16 protein-coding genes are annotated in these 15,929 nt (G+C 66.8%); 6 read left to right on the forward strand and 10 right to left on the reverse strand.

The annotated features are described in order from the left end of the window. The 5 genes from fliR to flgB are packed head-to-tail and all read right to left on the reverse strand — an operon-like array spanning position 1 to position 2,318. Complete coding sequence (fliR, locus tag BBX35_RS05615; protein WP_067216987.1) at positions 1 to 774, reverse strand: flagellar biosynthetic protein FliR; 774 nt, start codon at positions 772 to 774, stop codon at positions 1 to 3. Positions 775 to 781: 7 nt separating this feature from the next. After that, positions 782 to 1,051 carry a flagellar biosynthesis protein FliQ gene (fliQ, locus tag BBX35_RS05620; protein WP_067216990.1) on the reverse strand — a complete coding sequence of 90 codons (270 nt, stop codon included), beginning with the start codon at positions 1,049 to 1,051 and terminating at the stop codon, positions 782 to 784. Positions 1,052 to 1,106: 55 nt separating this feature from the next. Then, entirely contained in the window at positions 1,107 to 1,421 is a 315-nt protein-coding gene (gene fliE / locus BBX35_RS05625; protein WP_067216993.1) for a flagellar hook-basal body complex protein FliE, read from the reverse strand. Positions 1,422 to 1,454: 33 nt separating this feature from the next. Next, positions 1,455 to 1,865, reverse strand: coding sequence for a flagellar basal body rod protein FlgC (gene flgC / locus BBX35_RS05630; protein ID WP_067216995.1), 411 nt, complete (start codon positions 1,863 to 1,865; stop codon positions 1,455 to 1,457). A 45-nt stretch (positions 1,866 to 1,910) separates the two neighbouring features. Beyond that, entirely contained in the window at positions 1,911 to 2,318 is a 408-nt protein-coding gene (gene flgB, locus BBX35_RS05635) for a flagellar basal body rod protein FlgB (RefSeq protein ID WP_067216997.1), read from the reverse strand. Positions 2,319 to 2,727: 409 nt separating this feature from the next. On the opposite strand from flgB, the gene BBX35_RS05640 reads away from it, so the two are divergent. Both BBX35_RS05640 and fliP read left to right on the forward strand, forming a co-directional pair. Further along, a complete protein-coding gene (locus BBX35_RS05640; RefSeq protein WP_067217000.1) occupies positions 2,728 to 4,356 on the forward strand; it encodes a FliO/MopB family protein in 1,629 nt (542 codons plus the stop codon). 13 nt (positions 4,357 to 4,369) lie between these two features. Continuing rightward, on the forward strand, positions 4,370 to 5,137 hold the full coding sequence (fliP, locus tag BBX35_RS05645; protein ID WP_083206033.1) for a flagellar type III secretion system pore protein FliP: 768 nt from the start codon (positions 4,370 to 4,372) through the stop codon (positions 5,135 to 5,137). A gap of 55 nt (positions 5,138 to 5,192) precedes the next feature. Here fliP and BBX35_RS05650 read toward each other — a convergent pair whose 3' ends face one another. The 5 genes from BBX35_RS05650 to BBX35_RS05670 form a co-directional block, all read right to left on the reverse strand. Continuing rightward, positions 5,193 to 9,131 carry a tetratricopeptide repeat protein gene (locus BBX35_RS05650; RefSeq protein ID WP_067217003.1) on the reverse strand — a complete coding sequence of 1,313 codons (3,939 nt, stop codon included), beginning with the start codon at positions 9,129 to 9,131 and terminating at the stop codon, positions 5,193 to 5,195. 198 nt (positions 9,132 to 9,329) lie between these two features. Beyond that, entirely contained in the window at positions 9,330 to 10,094 is a 765-nt protein-coding gene (locus BBX35_RS05655; protein WP_088946038.1) for a MotE family protein, read from the reverse strand. Continuing rightward, the gene (locus tag BBX35_RS05660) at positions 10,091 to 10,591 is read right to left on the reverse strand and encodes a DUF6468 domain-containing protein (protein ID WP_067217009.1); all 501 of its coding nucleotides are present in this window, start codon (positions 10,589 to 10,591) and stop codon (positions 10,091 to 10,093) included. Before BBX35_RS05660 ends, BBX35_RS05655 begins: the two co-directional genes overlap by 4 nt. After that, positions 10,588 to 11,811, reverse strand: a complete 1,224-nt coding sequence (fliM, locus tag BBX35_RS05665; protein WP_067217011.1) for a flagellar motor switch protein FliM — start codon at positions 11,809 to 11,811, stop codon at positions 10,588 to 10,590. Before fliM ends, BBX35_RS05660 begins: the two co-directional genes overlap by 4 nt. An 8-nt stretch (positions 11,812 to 11,819) precedes the next feature. Beyond that, positions 11,820 to 12,323, reverse strand: a complete 504-nt coding sequence (locus tag BBX35_RS05670; protein WP_067217014.1) for a flagellar basal body-associated FliL family protein — start codon at positions 12,321 to 12,323, stop codon at positions 11,820 to 11,822. 285 nt (positions 12,324 to 12,608) lie between these two features. Between BBX35_RS05670 and flgF the strand changes: the two genes are divergently transcribed. Genes flgF through flgH form a run of 4 tightly spaced genes read left to right on the forward strand, consistent with a single transcriptional unit; the run spans position 12,609 to position 15,899 of the window. Then, positions 12,609 to 13,346 carry a flagellar basal-body rod protein FlgF gene (flgF, locus tag BBX35_RS05675; RefSeq protein ID WP_067217015.1) on the forward strand — a complete coding sequence of 246 codons (738 nt, stop codon included), beginning with the start codon at positions 12,609 to 12,611 and terminating at the stop codon, positions 13,344 to 13,346. A gap of 26 nt (positions 13,347 to 13,372) precedes the next feature. Further along, positions 13,373 to 14,155: a flagellar basal-body rod protein FlgG gene (gene flgG / locus BBX35_RS05680; RefSeq protein ID WP_067217016.1), complete on the forward strand. Its 783-nt coding sequence runs from the start codon at positions 13,373 to 13,375 to the stop codon at positions 14,153 to 14,155. A gap of 29 nt (positions 14,156 to 14,184) precedes the next feature. Further along, positions 14,185 to 15,147 (forward strand): flagellar basal body P-ring formation chaperone FlgA, encoded by a 963-nt coding sequence (gene flgA / locus BBX35_RS05685; protein ID WP_067217017.1) that lies wholly within the window; start codon positions 14,185 to 14,187, stop codon positions 15,145 to 15,147. Beyond that, positions 15,147 to 15,899 (forward strand): flagellar basal body L-ring protein FlgH, encoded by a 753-nt coding sequence (gene flgH, locus BBX35_RS05690; protein WP_067217019.1) that lies wholly within the window; start codon positions 15,147 to 15,149, stop codon positions 15,897 to 15,899. Before flgA ends, flgH begins: the two co-directional genes overlap by 1 nt. Positions 15,900 to 15,929: the final 30 nt, after the last annotated feature.

The raw sequence follows: 15,929 nt of genomic DNA on the forward strand, positions 1-15,929 counted from the left end.
CTACCCTGCGATGAACCGGCCGAGCGCCGTCTCGAAATGCGACAGATACCACATCATCATCGTCACCAGCAGGGAGAAGAGCATAAGCCCGCCGATGGCGATATTGAGCGGCATCGCGATGAAGAAGATCTGCATTTGCGGCATCAGCTTGTTGAGCAGGCCGAGCCCGAAATAGAAGACAAGGCCGACCACGATGAACGGCGCGGCGATGCGGATCGCAATGGAAAACAGTTCGGCCGTCAGCATCGTGGCAAGCTCCGCCATGTCGCCGACGGGGATGCCGTTTCCGGGAGGAAAGAGCTGGAAACTGTCGTTCATCGCGGCGATCACCAGATAATGCAGGTCGAAGGCGAAGATCAGCGTGATTCCGAGCAGGCTCAGGAAGGAGCCGATCACCGCGCCCTGCTGACCGTCCATCGTCGGATCCGTCGCCATGGCGAAGGCGAGGCCCGACTGGTTGGCGATGATCATGCCGGCAATCGACAGGACATAGGTGATGAGACGCGCTCCAAGGCCGATGAAGAAGCCGATGGCGAACTCGGATGCCAGCAGCACGCCGATCCGCGGCAACGGCATGGTCGCATCGACGGAATAAAGCGGCGCAGCAACGGGATAGAAGACAAGCGTCAGCAACAGCGCCACCGCCAGGCGGATGTTCGGCGGGATCGATCCCTCGCCCAGGGCCGGCATCAGCATCAGCATCGTGCCGAGCCGGGCGAACAGCAGCATGAACAGCAGCGCCACCTGGGGAAGAAGGGATATGTCGAAGCTCATGGCCGGACTATCCGGAGCCGGTGACGATGAGATCGGCGATACGGGCCGTATAGGCCTCCAGGGCCTGGCTCATGAATGGCAAGGCGACCAGCAGCGTCACGAAGATGGCTAGGATCTTCGGAACGAAGACGAGGGTCATCTCCTGGATCTGCGTCAGCGCCTGGAACAGGGCGATCACCACGCCGATCATCAGGCCGACCACCATCGGCGGGGCGGACACGATGATCAGGGTCCAGATGCCCTGGCGGGCGATATCGAGGACCTCCGGCCCGGTCATGCTGTTCCTTCCGCTCCGGCGCACCGCCGGCAACGACCGGCGGAACCGCTCAGGCTCAGATCGGCATGCGCATGATTTCCTGATAGGCGGAGATCACGCGATCGCGCACCGAAACGAGCGTTTCCAAAGCCACCTCGGTCTCGGCGACCGCGGTGACGACATCGACGACATTGGCCTTGCCTTCGGTCAGCGCCAGCGTCTGCTTGTCGGCGCCGCGCCCCTGGTCGACCACCTGCTCGACGGCCGACTTGACCATGTTGGCGAAGTCCGGCGTCGACGTCGACGAAGTCTTAACACTTGTATCCTGATTCGCCCCCGCAAGCGCGGACGTCATGCGATAGGCGCTGGCGGCGATCGACGGCGTGGACATCTCGTTCTACTCCGAAAAGAAAGGATACGCGGGTCAGGCGCGCAGGATCTCGATGGTCTTCTGCAGCATCCGGCGGGTCGCGCTGATCAGGTTGAGGTTGGCCTCGTAGGAGCGCTGCGCCTCGCGCATGTCGACCATCTCGACCAGGGTCTCGACGTTCGGCGTGCGCACATAGCCGCGCTCGTCGGCCGCAGGATGGCCGGGCTCATAGCGGGTCTTGAACTCCGAGCGGTCGTATTCGACCGGCCCCAGTTCCACCACCTCGGCCTGAAGCTTGCGGTCGAGCTCGGCGCTGAAGGTCGGGATCTTGCGCCGATAGGGATCCTCCTGCGGGGTGCGCCCGGTGGAGTCCGCATTGGCGATATTCTCTGCGATGATCCGCATGCGGCCGTTCTGGGCCTTCAGGCCCGACGCAGCGATGAAGATCGACTTGACGAAATCCACGGTCAAACTCCCCGGCCCCAACGGGCCTGATCACGGCGCGACGGCTCAGCCGTTGCGCGACAGGGCGGTTCGGATGAGGCCGAGCCCCTTCTGGTAGAGCGAGGCAACCGTCTGGTAGTCCATCTGGTTGGCCGTCACCTTCATCATCTGTTCCTCGAGCACCACCGTGTTGCCGTCCGGGGTGATTTCGAAACCGCTGGCCGCATCGCGCTCGACGCCGCCGGTCTCGCGCATCATCGAGCCGACGATGTGGGCGCTGCTGGTGCGTGCCGTCGCGAGCCCCACGGTGCGGGCAGCCAGCGCCTTGTCGAAGGAAAAGTCCTCCAGATCCTTGCCGCGGAAGCCCGGCGTATCGGAATTGGCGACGTTCTCGGCAAGGACGCCCTGCCGGCTCTGATGCCACTGCATCTTCGACTTGAGCGCCTGGAACAGCGGCAGGTCCGAGATCGACATGGGACGGTCTTCCCGTTGCGACGAGGGTTAACGACTAGGCAGATCCTGCCGGGTAGATGGTTAACGAGGAGTTAACGATTAACGTTTCCGAAAGGAGAATGCCCCGGTTTCCCATGCATCCGCGGCGCAAGTTCCGATGGCGGCTTGCATATTGGCGGCGGATATCGGCATTTTTTGCCGGGATGCGTTAACCTTCCCTCTTTGAGAGAATCGCGCAAAACAGCTAAACAGAATGAAGTAAGGCAGGATTCGCGCGCGTTCGCCGGGCAAGACCGGTTGCGCGATGCCATGGATCGGGGTTAAGGCGCGGGACACTCCAACGCCGGACGGACGGGTAGACCGGACCGCAAGGCTCGCGTGACAGGCGGGCAGCGGGCGCACCCTCGAACAGGAAGAGGCCGAGAAAGGCATGACAAGTTGGCTGGTTGACACCTTTCAGATGGAACCGGGCTGGGCCCGCGGCATCGGTTTCTTTCTCGCGGTGGCGATTGTCCTGGCGCTGATATCCGTTTTCATCTGGATCCTGCGCCGCATCGCCGGAAGCCGCAGCCTCGGCAGCCGTTCGCGCCAGCCGCGCATCGCGGTGATGGACGCCGCTTCGCTCGACACCCGGCGCCGGCTCGTGCTGATCCGACGCGACAATGTCGAGCATCTGCTCCTGGTCGGCGGGCCGAGCGACATCGTCGTCGAGCAGAACATCGTGCGCGGCGTGCCGGTCTCCCAGGCCTATCCGCGCCAGCCGGCCATGGGCAGCGAACTGTCCGCCTCGTTCAACCCGCCCGAGATCGAGCCGCAGCCGGTCCCGATCGCGCCCGCCCCGGCGGCAACGCCGGCGCCTGTTTCGCAGCCGGCACCGCAGCCCGCGGCCCCGCGCCGTCCGCCTCAGCCCCAGCAGCAGGCCCCTGCTCCGGCCCCGCGCCGCATGGCCGAGAGCAACGGCGGCGACGCCTCTCCCTTGAAGCGTGCCGGCGCCTCCGTGGCAGCAGCCGGCGCCGCAGTCGCAGGCCTTGCCCGCGCTGCCGCTCCCACCCGAAACGAACCGCGCAGCGAGCCGCAAGGCGCGGCCTCCGGCATGGCGCCGCCCGCCTCTCGCCCGGACGCTCCGGCGGCTCCCGCCCCCCGTCCGCCGCTGCGTCCTCTCGGCACTTCGTCGGCCGCCCCCACAGCGCCGCAGGCACCCGCTGCTCAAGCGCCCGCCGCCCAGGCATCGATGGCCCCGCCGAAGGCTCCCGAGGTCGCGCCGGCCGTCACCCAGGCCGCCCCGGCTCCGTCGGCTCCGGTGCCGCCTGCCCCGGCGCAGCCGCGACGCGAGCCGTTGCCGCCGATCCGCCGGAATGTGACGCCGCCATCCTCCGGCCCGGCAGCCAACGCCCGCACGGCGTTCCCGCAGTTCAACGAGACGGCCGACAAGCCTGCCGCCGGCGACAAGCCGGCTGCGCGCGGCGATCTGTCCGGCGTGACCGCAGGCGCAGCGGCGGGCGCGGCCTCCGCGCCGGCCCCTGCAGCACCTGCACCGGCCGTTTCCTCCGCTCCCAAGCCCGAGGTGAAGCCGGACGCCAAGGCCGAGGTCAAGCCCGAGCCGAAGGCGGAAGCCAAGCCCGACATGCCGGCAGCCGCGCCTGCGCCGGCCGCTCCTGCGGCAAGCCGCATCGAGCCGGATCTGGCCTCGCTGGAAGACGCCCTTCTCGCCGAGCTGGACCAGTCGCGCGGCAGCGCCCCGGCGGCGCGCAGCGAACCGCGCGCGGACTTCACCCCCGTTCCCGCGACCCCGGCTCCGGCCGCCCCGAAGGTCGAGGCGCCCAAGGTGGATGCTCCGGCCCCTGCGGCTTCCGCACCTGCAGCCCCAGCCAAGCCCGAGGCGCCCGCGCCGGCAGAGCAGGATGCGCCCAAGGCCGAGGAAAAGCCTGCGGATGACGAGCCTGCAGCGGACGCCGACAAGGGCGAGGACGCCAAGAAGGACAACGGTCCGGTAACGATGGATGCCATCGAGGAAGAGATGGCGCGCCTGCTGAGCGAGATCGGCGGACCGCGCAAATGACGGAACAGCGTCCATGACAGGGGCCCGGCACGCCGTCCTGCCCTTCCGCAAGACGGCGGTCGCGGCCCTTGGCTGTCTCCTTCTGACCTTCCTTGCCACCGGTGCGCAGGCTCAGGGCGTTTCCATCGATTTCGGTGAAGGCACGGGCCTGACCGAGCGTGCGGTTCAGCTCGTCGCGCTGCTGACTGTTCTGAGCCTCGCGCCCTCCATCCTGGTGATGGTGACGAGCTTCACCCGTATCGTGGTGGTGCTGTCGCTGCTGCGCTCGGCGATCGGCCTGCAGACGGCGCCGCCCAACGCGGTGATGACGTCGCTCGCGCTGTTCCTGACGCTCTTCATCATGGCCCCCACCTTCGAGGCCGCCTACAACGAAGGCGTCCAGCCGCTGGTCGAGGGCAACATCGAACTGACGGAAGCATTCGACCGCGGGTCGCGCCCGTTCCATGCCTTCATGCGGGCGAATGTGCGCGAGAAGGATCTGGGGCTGTTCACCGAATTGTCGGGACAGGAAGCGCCGGAAACGCCGGAAGAGATCAGCATGCGCGTGCTGGTGCCGGCCTTCATGATCAGCGAGCTGCGCCGCGCCTTCGAGATCGGCTTCCTGCTCTATCTGCCGTTCCTGATCATCGACCTCGTCATCGCATCGGTGCTGATGTCGATGGGCATGATGATGCTGCCGCCAGTGGTGATTTCACTGCCGTTCAAGCTGATCTTTTTCGTGCTGGTCGACGGATGGAACCTGATCGCGGGAAGCCTGGTCCAGAGCTTCTCGAGCGGATAGCGCCCGGTGCAACGGCCCTAGTTGCAAGCCCGCCTGCAGAGGTTTCTGGGCGCGTTCAGCCCGCGCCCCCGGCTGCGACCGGATCCGCCGCCTGCGGAGCGGGCGGCGTGTCGCCGCTGCGGGCCGCCGTCTGCTGGGCATCCCCCGCGACCGGTCCTTGCGACATCGGCAGCTCGGACGGGGCGACCGGCGCCGTATCGGGCGAAGGCTGCAGATACTTGCGGCGGTATTCGGCAAGGAAGATATCGAGCGAGTCGACGCTCTGCAGATTGTCGAGCACGGACATAAACTCGACCCCGCGATCGGCGACAGGCCGGGTGACGATGTCGAAGGCCGCGGCATCCGGGCTGTCGCTCATCTTGTTCATGAACTTCGCCTTCAGGCGCGACAGGCTGAAATCGTCATTCGCCAGCGAATAGCCGATGGCCGCGCGCAGGATGTCGGTGCGCTCCTGGTCCGCCAGCGCGACCGGGTCCGACCACCGGCCGCCGACCAGCCCTTCCAGCAGCTCGCCCGCCTCGCGCCAGCTCTGAGCAGCCCACAACGTATCCGCCTTCAACCGGTCGACGTCCTCGCCGCGCATGTTGCGAACGATCTCGAGCGCCAGATCCGGGCGGCCGCTTTCGGTCAGGGCGCGCGCCTCCACCATGTTGCGCTGGCGCTCCAGCTCACGCGGCAGCTTGGCCTGCCGGGTGCGGTTGAGAACGCGCAGCGCCTCTTCCGGCTTGCGGTCCATCAGGTAGACGACGCCGAGATCGGCGGCGATCTGCGCACGCGCGGCCCCCTTGAGGCGATGATCGACCTGATGGCGCAGCAGCTCGGCAGCCTGGGCCAGAAGATCCATGTCGATGAGCCGGCCAGCGAGACGGCGGACCATCTCGTCGCCGCGCCGGCCCACCGGCGTCATCTCGCGGAAGTCGTAGAACAGCGCCAGCGCCTTGACCGGGTCCATCCGGTCCGCCTCGCCGTTGAGGAACAGATTGGCGAACACCGCGCCCATTTCGTCCTGCAGCAGTCGCGTGGTCTCGGCATCCGCATTCGCCTGCAGCGCCGACTGCATCGCCTCGAAGGCGCTGCGATAGTTCCCGGACTGGACTTCCAGCTGCGCCAGGAAACGCAGGGTTTTCAGCTCGGTCTCATCGCCGCGCCAGGAGGCGGCAAGCCCCGCAAGCTGGTCGATCGCCTCCGCGGTGGAGAGCTCCCCGTCGCGGTGGCGGACCCGCAGCGCCCGGTATGCCGCTTCCGCAGCCAGCGCGCGGTCCGGCGAACGCTGCACCAGGTCGAAGGCCGTCAGCGCCTCGCGAGACCGGCCCGACGCATCGGCGATCTGGCCGCGGATGATGTCGTAGCGTGCCGCCTGATGCGCGGATGCGAGGCTGGGATCGATTTCCGAGAGAATGGCCGCCGCGTTGCCGTAGTCGCTCACCTCGACCATCGCCTCGGCAGCGGCGAGGTGAAAGTCGATCTGAACGCTCACCGGGTAGTTGCCGACCACCGCCTGCCCGCGAGACAGGTTGTCCCGCGTCGTGGTCCAGTCACGCCGGTCGGCCGCCGCGATGGTGCGCCAGACGGAGGCATCGGCGTTGTTGAGTAACTCCGGCCGGCCGAGATAGTCCAGCGCCTCGCGGGGGCGGCCGGCCAGGGTTTGCGCGGCTCCCATCAGCATGTTGTAGCTGGAATCGCGGACCAGCGCGGGGTCGTCCCGCGCCGCCAGCTGCATCAGTCCAAGCGCCTCGTGAGCAAAGCCGTGCGCAAGATAGAAACGCGACATCTCCATGCGCGGAACACGCCGTTCTTCCTCCGGCGTGTTCGCGATCGTGTATTCCATCTTCTTGATCTTATCGAGGAAGTCCTTGGTGCTGCTGCTCATCAGGTTGCCCAGATCGACATGTCCGGGCGTCGCCGGATCGATCACCGGCGGCAGCACTTTCGAGCCCTTGGTGAGATTGCCGTTTGAGACGGACAGCCCGCGCGGCCGCTCCAGGATCACGGCATCGCCGTTCAGTTTGACCTCCAGATCGTCCGCCTTGCTCAGCACGGCCACGCCATGCGCCGACATCAGCGCGTCGAACTCGGCGAAGCTCTGGGGCTTCAGCACGCCGCGCGCCGGCGCATGGCCGGTGACAACCGTCACCTTATCGCCGGCGAAGGGGTCAATCACCTCGCGCACGGCCGCCGGCGCTTGGAAGGGGATCGTGATGATCGTGCCGCCGTCGCCCCGCACCGTCCGCTCCAGGGAGAGCGGGCGGGAGGGTTCGAGGATCATCTCGCCGATGGTCATCACCCAGGCGCTGCCATCGACGCCGACAGACGCCAGCGCATCGCGCATCAGGTCGATGCGGATCACCTGCCAGTCGGCATTGGCGGTCACCTCCACCGCTTCCACCCGGTCAGCAAGGACCGACCGCATGCCGCGAATGTCGATCGGGTCGGCCGTATCGAAGACGAGGTAAAGGCTGCGATAGCGCCGGAACACCGCCGAGGCGACAGATTCGGAGAAGGGAAACACGACCCGCACCGTATCGCCGATGCGCCGGGCCTCGGCGACCACGAAGCGCCGCGCCTCGTCGTCATAGCCGGCGGGCGGCATCTCGGGAGACGACGCCACTTCGGCAGACCCGGAAATCTCCTGGCCCGCGACACCGCTCAGATCGATCTCCGAGGGCAGCACGTCGTCCGCCGAGGGCGGCGGCACATTGGAGGCGGCAACGGTTTCCACCGCCGGGGCGGCGGCGGCAGGCTGCGGCGAAGCGGTCTCGGCAGCCGGCGCCGCGGACTGCGCAACTTCGGGGCCCGGCACCGGTTCGGCGGCTGCGGGAGCCGGAGACGTGGAGGCAGCGGACGTGGGGGCAGCGGGCGCGGCGGCGGCTACAGGCTGTTCAGCCGCGACACCGGCATCCGCCTGCTCGGCGCCCGGCTTTGCCCGCGGAAGCGGCAAGGCCGGTGTTGCCTCTTGCGCCGCCTCCTGCGCGGCGGCCGGCGCCGGCGCTGCGCTTTCGAGCGAGGCAAGAGGGTCGGCCGGCTTCGGCGACGGGGCAACGCCTTCAGGCGTACCTGCTGGGGCGTGACCGTCGATCATGCCCTGATCGGCCGCGGCCTGCGGCGTCTCGGCCGTTCCGGCGGCGAAGACGACTGCGGTGGCGTTCCCCGGCACATGCTCGCCCGCCTTGATCGCATCGTCGATCGCCGCATTGACGGGATCCTGCGCCATGCTGCGCGGGGTCACGTCGAGAATGTAGAAATTGTCCTCGCGGAACGCGCGGATATCGACATCCGGCTGGACCCGCAGCAGGAACTTCAGCCGTCCCTCGTCGATGAAGGACGTGGCGTCCACCACGCCAGGCGGCAGGTGCGAGCGCAACTCCGACAGGTCCAGCGGAACGTCGTAGTTGAAGGTGACCTTGATCATGTCGCCTTCACGAACGAAGGCGGAATCGAAATTCAGGTTCCACTCGAAGGCAAGTCGCGTGAAGGTCGGGTGCGTGCCGATGGACAGTTCGACCTTCGGCTCTTCCTGCCCCTTCAGCCGCGCCTGCTCCAGCGCACGCGCCCGGCGGATAGCCTCCTCGGCGCGCCGTGCCAGTTCCTGCACCACATCGTCGGGCAGCCCGGGGGGCATCCCCTGCCAGTTCGGCGGCAGCAGGTCGATGAACAGCTTCTCTCCCGCCTCCATCGTGTTGACGCGAAAATCGCCCATCAGCGCGAACCGCAGCGCCGAGCCGTCAGGATCCCGGCGAGCGATGGAGATGAAATTCGGCATGTCGACGGGAACGCTGTCGACATTGGTCACCACCTCGTCACGGAAGCGGATCCGCAGCACGCCGTTGGAGGCGAGCGCATCATATTCCGGAAGGAGCGTGCGGTCGCGAAACGTCAGGACCAGCCGGCCGTAGCCATCCTGCTGCGAGGCGCGCAGATCCGCCTGGAGCGTTTCTGCCCGGGCGGCAGAAACCAGACCGGAGACGGGCGCCAGCGCTGCCGCAAGCAGGACCACAAACGCACAAAACGCCGCCGCGAGGTGCGCGACGACGATCCGTAGCTTGCGTCCTTTTGAGCCGTCCTGCCTCACAGGGCTCCCCTGAACCTTTCGACCGAACAGCCAGTCTAGCGGACGCGGCTTAACGCTGCGTTTAACGGATGCCCCGGATTCCCGGGCATTCCGACCACGGAGCCGTTTCCGGCCGGGCCTTCATCAGTTGCCCATGATCTTCGGCAGGTCCGGAGCGACGACCGGAGCGGCCTCCACGTCCGGCTTGCGGCCGGTCACGAGCGCCACCGTCAGCCGCTCGCTCGCCTCCGGCGTCATCCGCCCCATGATGTCGGCCATCTTGCGCGGCTTCATCTGCTTTGCGACGCGCACGAGAATGTCGAGATCGAGGCGGTCGAAGATGCGTGCGGCATCCTTGGCCTTCATCGATTCGTACATGAGCACGAGGTCCTTGAGCTCGTCCTCGCGCTTCTTCTCCTGCTCCTGGTTGAGCGTGCGGATGCGCTCCTCGATGGCCGCGATCTCGTCAACCTTCTGCTGCAGCCGCTGCTCGGTGTCCTTCATCAACTGCTGGCGCAGTTCGAACTGCTTCTCGCGATTGTCGAGTTCACGCCGACGGTCGCTGAGCGATTCCAGAACCTTGCGCTCGGCAATGGACCCGCCGAGTTCGAGACCGCCCGGCGCGGCGGGCGCATCGCCACCCAGCCCCGCGGGCAGCGGAGGCACGGCTGCCGGATCGGCTGCCGCCGTATCGCCGGACGCGGCAGGCTCCGTCGCCGGCGCCTGGTCCTGCGCGGTGGAAGCCGCATCCGCGGGAGCTGCCGCAGGATCGGCCGCCTGCTGCGCCATCGCCACGCTCACGCCGGCGGTGACGGAGGTTCCGCCATCGACTGCGAGCCCGAGCAGCTTCAGCGCGAGAAGCGCGCTGGCCGCCAGGACGAGAACGGGGATCAGGCGCAGGTTTGTCACGCGGCCTGCTCCGCAGCACGCTTGCGGAACAGCTCGAGGCGAGCAGTCGCTTCCATCGCGGCCGAGCGGATATCGCTGGCACGCATGGTCGCCGGACGGGCCGGTGCCGGCTCGGGAATCGGGGCCGCCGCGACGGGAGCGGGAGCAGCAGCCTGCTGCTGCACGGTGCGGGCCGCCTCGGTGATCTGGGTGATGCGCTCGAGCACGGTGTTGCCGCGCGACACGTGGGCCGCCAGTTCCTGCGACAGGCGCTCGGCATCGACGAGGCGCTGGCCCAGGGTGCGGTCGGCTTCGCCGGCAGTCGCCTTGAGGCCGAGGATGGCGCGCTCGGCGATTTCCGACGCGGTGATCAGCTCGGAAATGGTGGCGCGCAGCGCTTCCTCGTCGGCACGAAGACGCTTCAGCCGCTTGTTGAGCACGATGCAATATCCGATCGTCACCACCAGCAGCAGCGCGACGAGGCTCTCGATCATCAGTCCGACAGGGAGCGTGCTCATGTTGGGTCCATTTCCTTCTGCATGGCGCGCTCGAAGGCGGCCAAGGTCATCTTGGGCTTCTGCAGCCCGCGCTCGACGCGGATCGCGATGGAATCCTCGTCCTTGCCCATCGTCCCCTGGGTCAGCGGAATGCCGCCGCACTTGATCGCGACCGGGTCGCTCGGGGAAATGTCGAACAGCAGGGTCTCGCCCACCTTCAGATCGAGCACCCGCCCGAGCGGAATGTGCGTCTCGTAGAGAACCGCATCGACATCCACTTCCGCCGCATAGATCTCGGTGGCCAGGTGGCCTTCCCAGATCGGATCGCGGCCGAACTTCTCGCCCATGAACATCTGCAGGAGCAGATCTCGGATCGGCTCCAGAGTTGCATAGGGCATCATGATTTCGATCTTGCCGCCCCGGTCCTCCATGTCGATGCGCAGTTCGACGAGGATGGCCGCATTGGCCGGGCGCGAGATCGCGGCGAAGCGCGGATTGGTCTCCAGGCGCTCCAGGTTGAAATGGACGGGCGAGAGCGGCGAGAAGGCCTGCTCCATGTCGTGCATGATGATCTCGATCATCCGCCGCACGAGGTTGCTCTCGATGGTCGTGTAGGGACGTCCCTCGACACGCACCGCGGACATGCCGCGGCCACCGCCGAGCAGCACGTCGATGATCGAATAGATCAGGCTCGATTCGACCGTGCACAGGCCGAAGCCGTCCCATTCCTCGGCCTTGAACACGCCCAGGATCGCCGGCAGCGGGATCGAGTTCAGGTAGTCGCCGAAGCGCACGGAAGAGATGCTGTCGAGCGACACCTCGACATTGTCGGAGGTGAAGTTGCGCAGCGACGTGGTGGTCAGGCGGACCAAGCGGTCGAAGACGATCTCGAGCATCGGCAGACGCTCGTAGGAGACCATCGCCGAGTTGATCAGCGCCCGGATGCCGCTCTGGTCGGCGGCGATCGTGTCCTCGATGTTGAAACCGAGGAGGTTGTCGATCTCTTCCTGGTTGAGAATACGGTCGGCACCGCGCGTGGCGCTTTCCAGCTCCGGCTCGCTGTCGTCGATCATCGCCGCCCATTGGGCGGCCATGTCGTCGCCGCCGGCGACGCCCTGTTCCTCGAGCGCAGCACCCCAGGCCGCGGCCAGGTCCTCGTCCTCGCCGTCGCCGTCCATCTGCTCGGCCAGGGCTTCGCCCCATGCCTCGTCGAGATTGCCGAGATCGTCGTCGTCAGCCATTGGTGACCTTACTGGACCAGGATTTCCTTGAAGAGCACGCCTTCGACGCGGGCCGGATAAACCGCCGTGTTGATGCGTCGCAGCAACTCTTCCTTGAGTCGGAACAAACCGGAAGACCCTTCAAGGTCCGCCGGACGAAGCTCGCGCAGATAGACCTGGAAGGCATCGAGAATGCGCGGCAGGTAAGGCTCGATCTTCTGCACCATCTCGCGGTCGGACACTTCCAGCGAGATGCGCACGCGCAGATAGGTCGCGCGCCCCTCGCTCGAGAGGTTCACCGTCATCTCCGGCAGGTCGAAGAAGACCGCAGGACGCTGCTCGACTGCGGCATCGGGCGCCGTTCCGTCCGGCGCGACCGACTCGCCGCCGCCCATCAGGAAGTAGTAGGCACCGCCCCCGACGGCAGCCAGCAGGACGAGACCTGCGCCCCCGAAGATCAACAGCTTCTTTTTCGACCGGCCGGCTCCCTCTTCCGGGGCGCCGGCTTCGGCTGCATCCGCATCCGCCGTCATGGTGGGTTAACCTCTCTGCGCTGCCCCTCCCGCGCGTATGATTAATTTCTAAAGCCACAATGGTTAACGAGAGGTTACCGAACCGTTAACGCCTCGCAAAATGCGGCAATTTTTGCCGGGCGGTAACCATCGACGGGGACAAACCTGCCGCCCGGCACGCCGCCCAAAACAAAAAAATCAATCAAATCAACGCGGCAGCAACTGGCACGCTCCCTGCAACAGGGTTAACGAGCATCCGCTCTGGGGAGGGTGGATGTTCGCTGGGGAGCACAGGAACGGTACGTTATGGAGAATTCACTGCTCATCGGGCTGTCGCGCCAGACAGCCCTGCGCAACCAGTTGAGCGTGGTGGCCAACAACCTGGCCAACATGAACACGACGGGCTTCAAGTCCCAGCGTCTGCTCTTCGAGGAATACCTGATGCCGGTGGCCGAGGCCTCGTCCTTCGAGCGCCCCGACCAGAAGTATTCCTATGTCCTCGATTACTCCGCTTCCTCGGACTTCGAGGCCGGAGCGATCTCGCTGACGCAGAACACCTTCGATGTCGCCATCGAAGGGGAAGGCTTCTTCGTCGTCGGCGATCCTGCCGGAGAGCGCTACACCCGGAACGGCGCCTTTCACCTCGATGCGACCGGACAGCTGGTCACCGCCGACGGACGCTCCGTCATGGGCGAGGGCGGACCTCTCGTCTTCACCGCGGACGATGGCGACGTGACCATCGCCGAGGACGGGACCGTCTCCACCGAACTCGGAGTCAAGGGACGCCTGCGTGTCGTCCGCTTCGACGATCCGCAGACGCTGGAGCGTGTCGGAGACAACCTGTTCTCCGGCCAGGCGCCGCTGCCTGTCGAGAGCGTGCGCGTCCAGCAGGGCGCCATCGAGAAATCCAACGTCTCCGGCGTCGTCGAGATGACCCGGATGATCGAAGTCACCCGCAACTACACGACCGTGTCCAAGATGCTGTCTGACGGCGACGAATTGCTGCGCAAGGCAATCGAACGCCTCGGCTCCGTCCAGGCCTGAGCGAAGCGGAAGAAGGAACACCCGTCATGAAGGCACTTCATATCGCCGCGACCGGCATGCGCGCCCAGGAGCTGAACGTCGAGGTCATCTCGAACAACGTCGCCAACATGCGCACCACCGGCTACAAGCGCCAGCGCGCCGACTTCCAGGACCTGCTCTACCAGAACCTGCGCCGCATGGGCACGAACTCCTCCGCCACCGGCACCATCGTGCCGACCGGCGTGCAGATCGGCTCGGGCGTCAAGACCGCCTCGACCGCCCGCATCATGAGCCAGGGCAACCTGGCCCCGACCAACAAGGAACTGGATGTCGCGATCCGCGGCGAAGGCTTCTTCCAGATCCAGATGCCGGACGGCAGCACCGCCTACACCCGCGACGGCTCCTTCGAGCGCGACCCCAACGGCCAGCTCGTTACCATCGACGGCTACTCCGTTCTGCCGGGCATCGTCATTCCCGAAGACGCCCGCGACATCACCATCTCGAACGACGGCCAGGTCCAGGTTCTGGACGCCAACAACGCCGTACAGGTGCTCGGCCAGATCCAGATTGCCCGCTTCATCAACAAGTCGGGTCTGGAAGCCATCGGCGACAACCTGTTCCTGGAGACGGAATCCAGCGGCGCGGCCATCGTCGGCAATCCGGGCGAGGCCGCCTTCGGCGACCTGATGCAGAAGCATCTCGAAATGGCGAACGTGGAAGCGGTCAGCGAGATCTCCGATCTGATCGCCGCCCAGCGCGCCTACGAGATGAACTCCCGCATCATCAAGGCGGCAGACGAAATGTCCGCCACCACTTCGAACCTGCGCTGACGCGCCGGCTGACCGGAAGGATATCCGCGATGTTCGCCAAGTTCCTCCTCGCCGCCGCGCTGGCCGCCGCCTCTGCCCTTCCGGTGCTGGCCGGCACGCTGCGGTCGGAAGTCGCCGTGACGGGCCCGATCGTCACCGTCGGCGATTTCTACCCCGATGCCGGTGCCCATGCAGGAACGCCGCTCTTCCGTGCACCCGATGCCGGCACGCGCGGCACCGTGCCGGCTCACATGGTCGCCGAACGCGCCCGCGAGGCCGGCTACACCGCAGCCGGCACCGACGGCCTGCGCCAGGTCGTGGTCGAGCGTCTCGCCATCACCGTCGGCGAGCACGAAATGACCCAGGCCGTGCGCGACGCTTTGCTGGACCGCGAACCGGACCTGGAAGCCGAAACGCTCGACGTCTCCCTGATCGGCTTCCGCGGCCCGTTGCTGGCGGATGCCGGCCGGGTCGAGCCGATCAGCGTCGCGGACCTCGCCTGGGATCGCTATTCGGGCCGCCTGTCCACGACCCTGCGCATCCGCACGGTCGAGGGCACCACCACGCTGCGCCTGACCGGCGTCGCCCGCGAGATGATCGAAGTCTACGTGGCAGCGCGCCCGATCGAACGCGGCACCGTCATCACCGCCTCGGACATCGAGCCCCAGCGCGTTCCCGGCAATCGCCGGACCGCCCGCCAGATCACCGATCCTGCCCAGGTGATCGGCCAGTCGGCCCGTCAGGCCCTCCAGGCCGGCCGACCGCTGCGTTCTGCCGACTTCGAACCGCCGGTGTTGGTGCGCCGCGGCGCCAAGGTCACCCTCGTCTACCAGGCCGCCGGCATGACGCTGACCACCGTCGGCCAGGCCATGTCGAACGGCGCCGCCGGCGACGTCATCGACGTCCTCAACCTTCAATCCCGCCGTACCGTTTCGGGGATCGTCCGCGCACGCGACCAGGTCGAGGTCGGTTTCGCACGGCAGCGCCTCGCACAGCTCCAGGAGACGAACTGATGGCTCCTCGCATGACCTTCATGAAGCCCGCACTGGCCGTCTCGCTGGCGCTTGCCACCGCTGCCTGCGGCACCGCCGACAAGCTGTCGCAGATCGGGCAGCCCCCTGCCCTCTCGGCGATCCAGGATCCGACGACGACGGCCGGCTACCGCCCGGTGCAGATGCCGATGCCGACGCCCCAGTCCGACCACTACAACTCGAACTCCCTGTGGCGGTCCGGCGCGCGCGCCTTCTTCAAGGACCAGCGTGCAGCCCGGGTCGGCGACATCCTCACCGTGCTGGTGACGATCTCCGACAAGGCCGAGTTCGACAACAAGACCCAGCGCAGCCGTACCGGCACGTCGTCCTCCGGCACCGGTGGCGCCGTCGGCGCGGCGATCAACACCTTCCTGCTGCCGGGCGGCACCAGCGCCGACAACCTGGCATCGGCCGAGGGCGCGTCGACCTTCCAGGGCAGCGGCAAGGTGGACCGACAGGAAAAGTTGCAGACGCGCGTTGCGGCCGTCGTCACCCAGACCCTGCCGAACGGCAACATGGTGATCGAAGGACGCCAGGAAGTGCGGGTCAATTTCGAGGTTCGCGAACTCATCGTCGCCGGCGTGGTGCGCCCGGAGGACATTGCCGCCAACAACACGATCGAAAGCGAAAAGATCGCGGAGGCCCGCATCGGCTATGGCGGCCGCGGGCAAATCACCGACGTGCAGCAGCCGCGCTATGGCGCCCAGGTGCTCGACATCGTCCTGCCGTTCTGACGTCGCCCTTCGGTTCGCGGCCCGGCTCCC

The organism is Stappia indica (assembly GCF_001696535.1).
Lineage (GTDB): Bacteria > Pseudomonadota > Alphaproteobacteria > Rhizobiales > Stappiaceae > Stappia > Stappia indica.

Coding starts and splice junctions, on each gene's coding strand:
- fliR (WP_067216987.1), bottom strand. CDS start 774: ATGAGCTTCGACATATCCCTTCTTCCCCAGGTGGCGCTGCTGTTCATG.
- fliQ (WP_067216990.1), bottom strand. CDS start 1,051: ATGACCGGGCCGGAGGTCCTCGATATCGCCCGCCAGGGCATCTGGACC.
- fliE (WP_067216993.1), bottom strand. CDS start 1,421: ATGTCCACGCCGTCGATCGCCGCCAGCGCCTATCGCATGACGTCCGCG.
- flgB (WP_067216997.1), bottom strand. CDS start 2,318: ATGTCGATCTCGGACCTGCCGCTGTTCCAGGCGCTCAAGTCGAAGATG.
- BBX35_RS05640 (WP_067217000.1), top strand. CDS start 2,728: ATGACAAGTTGGCTGGTTGACACCTTTCAGATGGAACCGGGCTGGGCC.
- fliP (WP_083206033.1), top strand. CDS start 4,370: ATGACAGGGGCCCGGCACGCCGTCCTGCCCTTCCGCAAGACGGCGGTC.
- BBX35_RS05660 (WP_067217009.1), bottom strand. CDS start 10,591: ATGAGCACGCTCCCTGTCGGACTGATGATCGAGAGCCTCGTCGCGCTG.
- fliM (WP_067217011.1), bottom strand. CDS start 11,811: ATGGCTGACGACGACGATCTCGGCAATCTCGACGAGGCATGGGGCGAA.
- BBX35_RS05670 (WP_067217014.1), bottom strand. CDS start 12,323: ATGACGGCGGATGCGGATGCAGCCGAAGCCGGCGCCCCGGAAGAGGGA.
- flgF (WP_067217015.1), top strand. CDS start 12,609: ATGGAGAATTCACTGCTCATCGGGCTGTCGCGCCAGACAGCCCTGCGC.
- flgG (WP_067217016.1), top strand. CDS start 13,373: ATGAAGGCACTTCATATCGCCGCGACCGGCATGCGCGCCCAGGAGCTG.
- flgA (WP_067217017.1), top strand. CDS start 14,185: ATGTTCGCCAAGTTCCTCCTCGCCGCCGCGCTGGCCGCCGCCTCTGCC.
- flgH (WP_067217019.1), top strand. CDS start 15,147: ATGGCTCCTCGCATGACCTTCATGAAGCCCGCACTGGCCGTCTCGCTG.